Raw genomic sequence first — 11267 nt, 5'->3', positions numbered from 1 at the left:
TCTCTTATCAAGAGAAGTATCGTAGTATAATTTTTGAACCAGATGTTTTTCAGGGGTATATAGCGCTTTCTATATTCCAAATAAAAAACATCCAAAACTTTAAATATACTATGAATACACGATTTTTTTCATCTATTAGCCAGTCCGGATTACGGAGTGGATTAATGGGAATGGGATTGTTAATGTGTGTACAGTTTTCAACTGCGTATAACACTGTTCCCAATTCTGAAATCATGGTGGCAAACACCATCAATCAACAGTTGATAGTAGTCAAGGGAACAGTTCTTGACAAGAGTGGAGAACCGGTTATCGGGGCCAGTGTATTGGAAAAAGGTTCCAGTACAAACGGTGTCATTACCGATATCGACGGCAACTTCTCCTTGAGAATTCAGCCGAAAGCCTCTATCATAGTCTCTTATGTCGGTTATGCCACCCAAGAAATAAAAGTCAATGGCAGAACAGCCATAAAAGTTATATTGGAAGAAGACAGCCAGGCATTGGATGAAGTTGTGGTAGTGGGCTATGGCGTACAGAAGAAATCCAATCTTTCCGGTGCGGTTTCCTCGGTAAAGATGGATGAGGTACTGGGTAGCCGTCCGCAACCCAATACAGCCGCAGCCTTGCAGGGAGCAGTTCCGGGACTGACGATTACCAGTGGAAGCAACACTCCCGGACAGACAGGGAAAAGCATACAGATTCGTGGCTCCGCGACTTTCTCGAACAGCACCGACGGGACAAGTTCGTTATCTCCCCTTATTTTGATAGACAACGTTCCGGGTGACATCGATGCGTTGAACCCGGAAGACATCGAATCGGTTACAGTAATGAAAGACGCTTCTTCAGCCGCCATTTACGGTGCGCGTGCAGCGGCAGGCGTAGTGCTGATTACAACCAAACGCCCCAATAAACAGGAGAAGGTCACAGTGACCTATAACAACAATTTCGGTTTCATCAGTGCGATTAATACGCCCAAACAGGTGGGTATGGAAACTTTCTTTCCCATCTACAAGGAAACCCTGGGCAATACTTATGCCGGCGGAAACAACCAGAATATCGATTCCTGGCTTGAGTATTTGAACGTCTACAAGACCAATCCTTCCGCCCTTTCCAGTCTTGGTACGTTTTATGAAGATACCGGCATCTTGGTAGCCAATGAAGACGGAAAACGCTATTATCTGAAAGAAAAAAGCATTTATGACCGAATGCTGGAAACCGGTTTCCAGCAAACTCATAACTTCACGGTAAGCGGCGCTTCCGATCGTATCCGCTTCCGTATGTCGGGCAACCGTTATACAGAAGACGGTCCGCTCTATGATGATAAAGACAAATATACCCGTATGACGTTCAACGGAATGGTTTCAGCAGATGTTACCGATTGGTACACGCAAGAAGCCACAGTGAATTATTCACAGCAGAAACGCCAATACCTGAATGACGAGAGTGGCTGGATGTATTCAACCCGCCTTCACAATTTCCTTCCTGACGGGCTTGATCCGGACGGCAACATCATCAAGACCCCTCGGGCTATTATCGAGAACAGTAATACACGACACACAACGATTGACACACCTCGTTTCTTCCTGAAATCCATCTTCCGCCCGGTGAAAGGGCTGGAAGCAGTCTTTGAATATACCTACCAGAAACAGACCACCGACTATACGTACTATTCCGGGAAATGGCAGGCCAGTGACATACAGGAAGGCGTATCGAACATACCATCGGGCAAAGACTATTACGTGGCCCGTCATTTCTATGATGCCCGTAACGCTTACAACGCTTATGCCACCTACAAGTATAACCTGCTTCAGGACCACCATTTCTCATTGATGGCAGGCTATTCACAGGAAGATTATGATTACAAATACTATAATACGTCAGCAGAGGAACAGGCATTGGTGGAAATCCCTTCCATGAGCGGAGCACAAGGTAAAGTCACTACCACCGACGAGTATAAAAGCTTTGCCATCCGCAGCGGGTTCTTCCGTTTTAATTACGACTATAAAGGAAAGTACCTGTTGGAGGTGAACGGCCGCTATGACGGATCTTCCAAATTCCCCACCGACTCGCGGTTTGCATTTTTCCCGTCATTCTCAGTAGCATGGAATTTGGCGGAAGAAAAATTCATGAAAGGTACACGCAAAGTGATAGACCAAATCAAGCCGCGTTTCTCTTACGGTTCCATTGGAAACCAGGCTTCCGCCGGCTATTATGACTACATTGCCACCATGGAACTGAACACCCAAGCCACGATATGGCTGAATGGAAATGACGAAGGTTATGTAACTTCCATCGGTTCCCCCGGACTGATTAGCAGTAATTTTACCTGGGAAACTATCACGACCACTAACGTGGGCCTTGACTTCTCACTCTTTAATAACCGTTTGACAGGACTTTTCGAGTGGTATCAGCGCGATACGAAAGACATCCTTTCGCAAAGTGTGGCCCTACCCGGTGTGTTGGGCACAAGCGCCCCGAACCAGAATGTAGGTAAGATGCGGACAAGAGGTTGGGAAGTCCAGTTGGCATGGCGTGGCAACATTGGTCCGAAAGTAGGCTACAACATCGGTTTCAACCTGTGGGACTATCAGTCGGAAATAACCTCCCTGAACTTCAATGAAGACAAGAGCCTTTCCTATTTGTACGAAGGGAAAAAAGTCGGTGAAATCTGGGGATACCTTTACGACGGCTTCTATACGGTGGATGATTTTGCAGACCTTTCCACCTGGACGCTCAAAGACGGCGTGGCCTCCCTGCAAGGATACAGTCCGCGTCCGGGTGACTACAAGTTCAAAAACCTGCGTGACGGAGATTACAGCGGAGATGATGTCAACTCCATCAATAGCGGAAAGAACACCGTAAACAACCCGGGTGACCAGGTAGTGATAGGTAACAGCTCACCCCGTTTTCAATACGGCATCAATCTCGGTGTCAACTATGCAGGCTTTGATTTAAGCGTCATGTTGCAAGGCGTGGGCAAGCGTGACTATTTCAATAATAACCAGTTGTTCTATACGTTCATGAGCAGTGATGTCGCCTTCTCACCGATATTCGAAGGAACCACTGATTACTGGACTCCGATAAGCACCGACCCGAATGATCCCAATTATATGGTTGCCGCCAATCCGAACGCCAAATTGCCGCGCATTTGGGGAAGTTCGACACAAAGTGTGGCTAATTCCGGTTCTAACCGTCGCAACAATGACCACATGTTGAGCAGCTCTGCATATATGCGTATCAAAAACGTAACACTCTCCTATTCATTCCCCAAACAGTGGCTGAATAAGATTATGGTCAAACAGTTGCGTGTATTCTTGAGTGCCGAAAACCTGGCTACCTTCACTTCCCTGCCGTCCGGCATTGACCCGGAAACACTGAGTTGGGGCTACCCGCTCTACCGCACGATTTCGTTTGGCGCGAACATTTCATTCTAATTATTCATCTTATTAAAACATAGATATATGAAAAAAATAGTACAGACCATAATATTGACAGCCGCATTGGGATTGACAGGGTGTAATGACTCTTACCTGGAACGCCTCCCGACGACCGAAGTGACCGAAGCCACAGCCTTTGTTTCGTTCACAACCTGTTCAGATTACCTGTTGCCTCTCTATGAAGTTTTCAGCGGAGGAAGCACCGCAACCTTATTCCAAGGACCAAGCATGGTGAGTGGTGCATACGGCACTTCCACCCGTGACATCTCTTCGGGGATTTTGACAGATTACAGTCTGGGAGTGGGTAATATCCCCAACCCGTATGCCGACCAGAGGGTAACCATTCCGACAAGCAGTGCAGTTTACCTCAACCCTTATATCTGGATACGTCGTGCCAATATTATGTTGGAGCACATCAATGACCCTGTATGTACCGACCAGGAACGGCTGCATCTGAAAGCAATCGCCCGTTTCTTCCGTGCCTATTGCCACTATGGATTAATGATAAACTACGGGGATATTATCTATGTGGATCATCTGCTTATCGAAACTTCGGAAGAATTGACCAAGGCACGTGACTCCCGGCTCTATGTAGCCGACCAGATTTACAAAGAGCTGGAATGGTGCATCAATAATATACAAGATGAATTGGCAGAACCCAATACCGTCAACAGCGATGTGATAAAGGCATGTATGTCCCGCTTCGCGCTCTTTGAAGGTACGTGGCGCAAATACCATAATGTAGATGAATCTGCATGTGCTTCCAATAATTATGTCACCGGAAGCCAATTGCTGAATACCTGTGCCACGGTCTCCAAAGAATTAATCAATAAATATCCTACACTCTATACCGGTAATTCTCAGGACATCCATCCGGGTAAAGGTTGGGGAGAAATGTGGACAACAGAAGACTTGCAGGACGTGCCGGGAGTGTTGCTTTACGTCAAGTATGTGGAGAATTTCAAGATGCATCGTTTGGGACATTTTGAGCATATCGCTTCGGCATGTCTGGAAATGCCCCAGTCTACGGTGGATCTTTACCTGACCAAAGACGGACTCCCCATTCATAACCAAAATGTGAAACATTATGAATACAATCCCGCCAGCAAGACCTACAGTGAAGGCCCCGAATATGATTATGCCAACTGCAACGTGTACCGCACGTTCCGTATGCGCGATCCGCGCCTATGGCAAACAGTCATGCCTCCTTACCATGTAATCCAGAGCGGAGGTTCAAACTCCTACAAACCTGATGATTCGAACAACGGAGCGTGGATGGAGTATATCAACCAGTTTGCTCCACGTGGCATTTATGATGAAGAGACAGGTATCTACACCATACCGAGCTGGAATATAGGATATCACCAGATTCCCTACCACAAGGCGCTTCCTTCCAGCAATTGGGCAGGTAATGTGCTAAGGAATGTGCCCAATGTATCACTTTCCGGATTTGTAGATGACAATGCAGCGGCAAACGGTACCCAACTCATTTATAGCGGAAGTGCATTCCAGCGTGGAAAGAGCGGTTATTTTGTCTGGAAACATCATGCCATGTGGGACAAGCAGGATCAGAACAATCCCATGGAAGTTGCCGACAAACCGGTATTCAAGATTGAAGAGGTCATGCTCAATTATGCCGAAGCCATGTATGAGCTGAGCCAGTTCGACCAGTCTGTAGCCGACCTCACCATCAACAAGTTGCGCGAACGTGCCGAGGTAGGTAAAATGACAGTCAGCGATATAGACAATGATTTTGATCCGGATCGTGACATGAGTGTGGATCCTGTCCTGTGGGAAATCCGCCGGGAACGTCTGATAGAGCTGATGGGAGAAAGTTTCTCATGGGAAGATGTGCGCCGTTGGAAGAAAGCCGATTATTTTGTCAACAAACAGGCATACGGTATCTATTTGGATGATGCTACCGCGCCTTTCAACGGAAATCCGACGGGAATGACTTCCATCCTCAATCCAGATACAAAACAGGAGTGTACACAATCGGAATTGGCAAGCAGGGGCAATTGCGGACATCTCTATTATTATCAAGACCCCATAGTCGCAGGCAGAGGATGGCTCGACAAATATTACTTAGAGCCTATACCTTCAGATGAACTGCTGATGAACGACAATCTGGAGCAGCAGGAAGCGTGGAAATAGTTCCGCTGTCGCTCTGAAAAGAACAGGCAAATCTGCCATTGTCGAATCTCGAATTCCATGTTTGCACCGGTGAACAGGGAAAACGGGTTTTGATAATGGCAGATTTTCTTTTTTCATGGTGGGAGAGAAACCCACCCCTGATTCGCATTAATAAGCAAACCAGACCACAACAGGCATTAAAAAGATTGGAAACCGCCTTCCGCATGCGACACATGCAGGAGGGGGTTTCCAATCCGTTATTTAATTATCAACTGTAAGGAAGCCTTTACACCACTCCGGAGAAGCCCATAAACGCCATGGCAAGCAATCCGGCGGTAATCAGCGCAATCGGCGTCCCCTGCATCCCCTTCGGGACTTTCACGAGACTCATCTGTTCACGCAAGCCTGCAAAAAGAACCAGCGCAAGCCCGAAACCCAGTGCCGTTGAGAACGCATACACCACACCGGTCAGCAAATCATAGTCTTTCTGAATCACCAGAATAGCCACACCCAAGATACAGCAGTTGGTGGTAATCAGCGGCAGGAACACGCCCAACGCCTGATACAAAGCGGGAGAAACCTTTTTCAGAATGATTTCCACCATCTGTACCAACGCGGCGATTACCAAGATGAACGTAATCGTCTGCAAATAACCCAGCCCGAAAGCGTCCAGCACAAACTTCTGAATCAGGAACGTGACGATGGTGGCGATAGTCAATACAAAAGCCACAGCCGCCGCCATACCCATTGCCGTCTCCACCTTCTTAGACACACCCAGAAACGGGCAGATACCCAAGAACTGCGACAATACGATGTTGTTTACAAAGATTGCCGAAATAAATATCAGTATATATTCCATACTCTTATCATTTTGAATTTTAAGGCTTGAAGAACCACAAGGCCCGTCATGCCTTCTTGAAGCTGTTAATTAATGCGATGAGATAGCCCAGGACAATGAAAGCTCCCGGAGCCAGGACAAACACCAGCATTCCGTACTCTTCGGGCAGGATAGTCAAATTGAACACCTTGCCGGTTCCCAGAAACTCACGGACACCCCCCAGCAGAGTCAGGGCGATGGTAAAGCCCAATCCCATGCCCAGACCGTCGAACATGGAAGAAAGCGGATTGTTTTTCGCCGCGAAAGCCTCCGCACGCCCCAGCACGATGCAGTTCACCACAATCAGCGGGATGAAAAGTCCCAAGGTGGCATACAGCCCCGGTACATAAGCCTGCATCACCATCTGAAGCAAAGTCACAAACGAAGCGATTACCACGATGAATGACGGAATACGCACCATATCCGGTATCAAATTCTTAATCAATGAGATAACCACATTCGAACAGACCAGCACAAACATAGTAGCCAGCCCCATGCCCATACCGTTGACAGCCGATGAAGTAGTACCCAACGTAGGACACATACCCAACAGGAGCACAAACGTGGGATTCTCCTTGACAATCCCGTTCATCATTACTTTAAAGTTATTCATACCTGTCTCCTTTCCTAATTTGCACTGACAGAATCAGCAAGTTCAACTCTTATTGTAGCTCCCGTAGAAGCATTCGTCTCTCCCTTTTCCGCATCGCCGGTTTTCCGGGTGGCTCCCGTGGCAGCGTCCATCTCTCCCCCTTCCGACTTATAAGCCTGGTAAGCGGCATTCACGGCATTCAGGAAAGCGCGTGAAGTAATCGTGGAAGCAGTGATGGCATCTATCTGCCCGCCGTCTTTGCTGACAGTCAGGGCAGCCTCTCCCGGATTCATTCCCAGAATGGATTTCGTGCTCTGCTCGTGAGACACCGCCTTTTCGCCCTGGGCAGGGTCATAAGCTCCGAACCATTTGTCGGCTTTCGATCCCAGTCCCGGCGTCTCCGCATGGGCAAGCAGGGAGTAGTTATATATCTTACCTTCGGCATCGAATCCGACCAACACCTTCAACTCGCCGCCAAATCCCATCGACTTTGCCTCGACAGCCGTACCGACAAGCTTCTCGCCGTTTTTGGCAGGATAAATGATGAAGTCCACGTTCTTCTTACCCTCTTTCTCGCTGAAAACGGTATCGCTTTCCGCTACCGGATTATTCGTAAATTCAGGAAGGACCTTTTTCAACGCCTCGTTCAGCGTTTTCATGTTCGCCTCCGCGATAGGCCCTTTTGTGAGTTCATTCACATAAGCAAGCAAGGCTACGGAAACGGCAGTCACCCCCGTAAGCACCAGCAGCATATTTTTCAAAGATGATTGTAACTTTTTCATTTCTTCTTCGCTACCTCCCCAAAGCGTTTAGGTTTACAATAGGTGTTAATCAGCGGAGTGAACGCATTCATTATCAGGATGGCAAACGACATGCCTTCCGGATAGGCGCCGAACAGACGGATTACCACCGTCAGCAAGCCGATACAGACTCCGTAAATCAACATGCCTTTCTTGCTCATCGGAGACGTCACGTAGTCGGTCGCCATGAAAACGGCTCCCAGCATCAGACCTCCGGAAAGCAATTGAATCACCGGAGACACATATTTTTCCGGCTCGGCAAGGTGCATGATACCTGCGAAAACAAACACCGTAACCAGAATGGACACGGGAATGTGCCAAGTGATGATTTTCTTCCAAAGCATATAGGCAAGCCCTATCAACAGAGCCAGCGCGCTCACCTCGCCGAGACATCCGCCGTTCTGCCCGATTAGCAGAGTCAGTGCATCCGGTATCTGGTCTAAAGCGGCAAGGTCACCGTGTATCGCCTGTTTCATCAAAGCCAGCGGAGTAGCCCCCGTAGTAGCGTCCGTATAAGCGGTCAGTTGGCCGACCACTGGCCAGGATGTCATCTGCACGGGAAAAGAAAGCAGCAGGAACACGCGCCCCGCCAATGCCGGGTTGAAAGGATTGCATCCCAATCCGCCGAAAGACATTTTCCCCACGCCGATAGCGAACAGCGCGCCCAGGATGATAATCCAGACAGGCAGGTTAGACGGCAGGTTGAACGCTAGCAGCACGCCCGTAATGATGGCAGAACCGTCGCAAATAGTCGTGGTCGTTGTTTTCAATAAATATTTTCCGATAGCCCATTCGAAGAACAAACAGGCGGCGACGGAAGTAGCCGTGACAATCAAGGCGCCCAGCCCGAAGAAATAGAGGGACACCAGAAAAGCCGGAACCAGTGCAATCAGCACACCGTACATGTTTTTCCGTACGCTGTCTTCGCCGTGAACGTGGGGCGATAGTGATACGATTAGTTTATTTTCCATATTTGTTATTTTTTAGCTTGACGTGCACGAATCATAGCTCCCACCTTGCCTTTTCCCAGACGGCAATAGTCGAGTAGCGGGCGGTTGGCGGGACAGGTGAACTGGCAGGAACCGCACTCGATACAATCCATGATTCTTTCTTTTTCCATTCTTTCAAAATCTCCGTTTTCGGACAAGGCTCCGAGCAGATACGGCTCCAGTCCCATCGGGCAGGCGCTCACGCACTTCGCACAACGGATACAGGTCTGTGCTTCTCCCCGCTTGGCTTCTTTCCGGTTCATAATCAGGATGCCGGAGCTGCCCTTCGCGGTAGGAACCTCGATATTCATCAAAGCCTTGCCCATCATCGGGCCGCCGCCGATTACCTTTCCCGTATCTTCCGGCAGGCCGCCGCATGCGTCAATCAACTGCTTCATCGGTGTACCGATACGCGCCAGGAAATTGGAAGGCTTAGCCAATGACTTTCCCGTCACCGTAATCACCCGCTCGAACAGCGGTTTATTCTTCTGGACAGCCTCGTAAACCGCAAACGCCGTACCTACGTTCTGCACCACCGCCCCGGTAGAGATAGGCAAAGCGCCGCTCGCTACCTGGCGTTTAGTGATAGCGTCAATCAACTGTTTCTCGCCTCCCTGCGGATATTTCACCTTCAAAGGCACAACCTCGATGCCTGCATATCCGGAAGCCACTTTCGTCATCAACTGGATAGCGTCGGGCTTGTTGTTCTCGATTCCGATAAACGCCTTGTTCACTTTCACGGCTTTCATCAGGATAGACACGCCTACCATGATTTCTTCCGCATGTTCCAGCATCAGTTGATGGTCGGCAGTCAAATAGGGTTCGCACTCCACCGCATTGATAATGACACATTCCGCCTTGAAGGAAGGAGGAGGGCACAATTTCACCTGAGTGGGGAAACAGGCTCCGCCAAGTCCTACAATTCCCGCATCGGCTATCTTCTTGACTATCTCTTCCGACGAAAGGCTGCATTCCTTCACCAAAGCCGGGCTGCGGTCTATGTTCTCTTCCCACTCATCACCTTCCACATCGATAAAGATGGCCGGTTTTGCATACCCGCTGGCATCAACCACCGTATCAATCTTCGCCACCTTGCCGCTGACGGAAGAATGAATGGCTGCCGAAACAAAGCCGGCAGGTTCGGCAATCCTGGTCCCTACCTTTACCACATCACCCTTCGCCACAACCGGTTTTGCAGGAGCGCCGATGTGCTGTCCCAGCAAAATAACAGCTTTCGCAGGAACTTCCGCCGTAATGATAGGTTGATGCGCCGACAATTTATTTTCGTGTGGATGAACTCCACCAATTGAAAATGTCTTTAACATACAATTCTGTATTTTATTCTGTTATTATTCTGTTACTTTCGGAGCTTCCTTTGCAGAAGCCGTTTCCGCATTTGCCGAGGACGTTTCGGCAGGAGTAGAAGGAGTTTCGGCTGTCACCGCAGAAACACCTGTCGTCCTGGCAGCAGGAGTCCCAGCCTTTACCGACGGAGTTTCGGCTTTAGCGGCAGAAGAACCAGACTTCACCGGAGAAGCGCCCGTCCCGGCAGCAGAAGTCCCAGACTTTACTGACGGAGTTTCGGCTTTAGCGGCAGGTTTCGGAGCGGCAGGAGCCTCTTCTTTCGGTTTCCGCGGAGGGAAATTCAATTCGGTAATGGTATTCTGCGGACACACTTCCACACATTTCCGGCAAGATTTACACTTGTGCGGGTCGATGTAAGCCAGATTGCTCTCCAGCGTAATCGCCTCGAACGGACAAGTCTTCACACACTTGCCACACCCGATACAGCTCACCGTACAAGCCTTACGCGCCACAGCCCCTTTATCCTTATTCACACAAGAGACATATACGCGGCGCGACTTCTTGCCTTGCGGGCGAATCTCGATGATTGCCCTCGGACAAGCCTTCGCACAAGCACCGCACGCAGTACATTTCGCCTCGTCCACCTCCGGAAGCCCGGTTTCAGGATTCATGCGGATAGCGTCGAACTGACAGGCAGCCACACAGTCGCCGCACCCCAGACAGCCGTAGCTACACCCCGTTTCCCCGCCATACAGCGAAGCGGCGATGGCACAACTCCTCGCACCGTCGTACCGGTTGATACGCGGACGGTTGGCACACGTTCCGTTACATCTCACCACTGCTACCATCGGTTCAGCTTCACCGGCCGCAAGTCCGAGGATATCAGCAACTTTTGCCATGACAGGCTGTCCGCCCACGGGGCAGAACTTACCGTCCAGCGAACCGGCCTTGACGCAAGCATCGGCAAATCCGCTACAACCGGGGTAGCCACATCCACCGCAATTCGCCTGGGGCAACACTTCTCCCACTTGGGCAATCCGCGGGTCTTCATACACGGCAAATTTCTTGGAAGCCAGGTATAAAATAGCGGCTAGCACGAGCGCTATAGCTCCCAATGAAATCACTGCAATCAGAATC

Annotated in this window: 8 protein-coding genes; 2 read left to right on the top strand and 6 right to left on the bottom strand. The window is 49.4% G+C overall.

All coding sequences use genetic code 11. The features are described from left to right. The first annotated feature begins 110 nt into the window (after nucleotides 1-110). Both Q5076_RS17350 and Q5076_RS17345 read left to right on the top strand, forming a co-directional pair. On the top strand, nucleotides 111-3431 hold the full coding sequence (locus tag Q5076_RS17350) for a TonB-dependent receptor (protein WP_303015020.1): 3321 nt from the start codon (nucleotides 111-113) through the stop codon (nucleotides 3429-3431). A gap of 27 nt (nucleotides 3432-3458) precedes the next feature. Next, entirely contained in the window at nucleotides 3459-5588 is a 2130-nt protein-coding gene (locus tag Q5076_RS17345) for a RagB/SusD family nutrient uptake outer membrane protein (protein WP_303015018.1), read from the top strand. A 265-nt stretch (nucleotides 5589-5853) separates the two neighbouring features. Here the strand turns inward: Q5076_RS17345 and rsxA are convergent, their stop codons facing one another. From rsxA to Q5076_RS17315, 6 genes are read right to left on the bottom strand one after another with little or no spacing between them, the layout of a single operon-like run. Next, complete coding sequence (gene rsxA / locus Q5076_RS17340) at nucleotides 5854-6426, bottom strand: electron transport complex subunit RsxA (protein ID WP_303015017.1); 573 nt, start codon at nucleotides 6424-6426, stop codon at nucleotides 5854-5856. A gap of 46 nt (nucleotides 6427-6472) precedes the next feature. Next, entirely contained in the window at nucleotides 6473-7057 is a 585-nt protein-coding gene (gene rsxE / locus Q5076_RS17335; protein ID WP_303015016.1) for an electron transport complex subunit RsxE, read from the bottom strand. A gap of 14 nt (nucleotides 7058-7071) precedes the next feature. Beyond that, entirely contained in the window at nucleotides 7072-7818 is a 747-nt protein-coding gene (locus Q5076_RS17330; protein WP_303015015.1) for an RnfABCDGE type electron transport complex subunit G, read from the bottom strand. Continuing rightward, nucleotides 7815-8807 carry an RnfABCDGE type electron transport complex subunit D gene (locus tag Q5076_RS17325; RefSeq protein WP_303015014.1) on the bottom strand — a complete coding sequence of 331 codons (993 nt, stop codon included), beginning with the start codon at nucleotides 8805-8807 and terminating at the stop codon, nucleotides 7815-7817. The genes Q5076_RS17330 and Q5076_RS17325 overlap by 4 nt, the downstream gene beginning before the upstream one ends. A 5-nt stretch (nucleotides 8808-8812) precedes the next feature. Beyond that, nucleotides 8813-10150 carry an electron transport complex subunit RsxC gene (gene rsxC, locus Q5076_RS17320; RefSeq protein ID WP_303015013.1) on the bottom strand — a complete coding sequence of 446 codons (1338 nt, stop codon included), beginning with the start codon at nucleotides 10148-10150 and terminating at the stop codon, nucleotides 8813-8815. 24 nt (nucleotides 10151-10174) lie between these two features. Continuing rightward, nucleotides 10175-11266, bottom strand: a complete 1092-nt coding sequence (locus Q5076_RS17315; RefSeq protein WP_303015011.1) for a Fe-S cluster domain-containing protein — start codon at nucleotides 11264-11266, stop codon at nucleotides 10175-10177. Nucleotide 11267 lies beyond the last annotated feature (1 nt).

The sequence above is a fragment of the uncultured Bacteroides sp. genome (genome assembly GCF_958445495.1).
Classification (GTDB): Bacteria; Bacteroidota; Bacteroidia; order Bacteroidales; family Bacteroidaceae; genus Bacteroides.
This window is presented reverse-complemented; position numbering and strand designations above follow the sequence as displayed.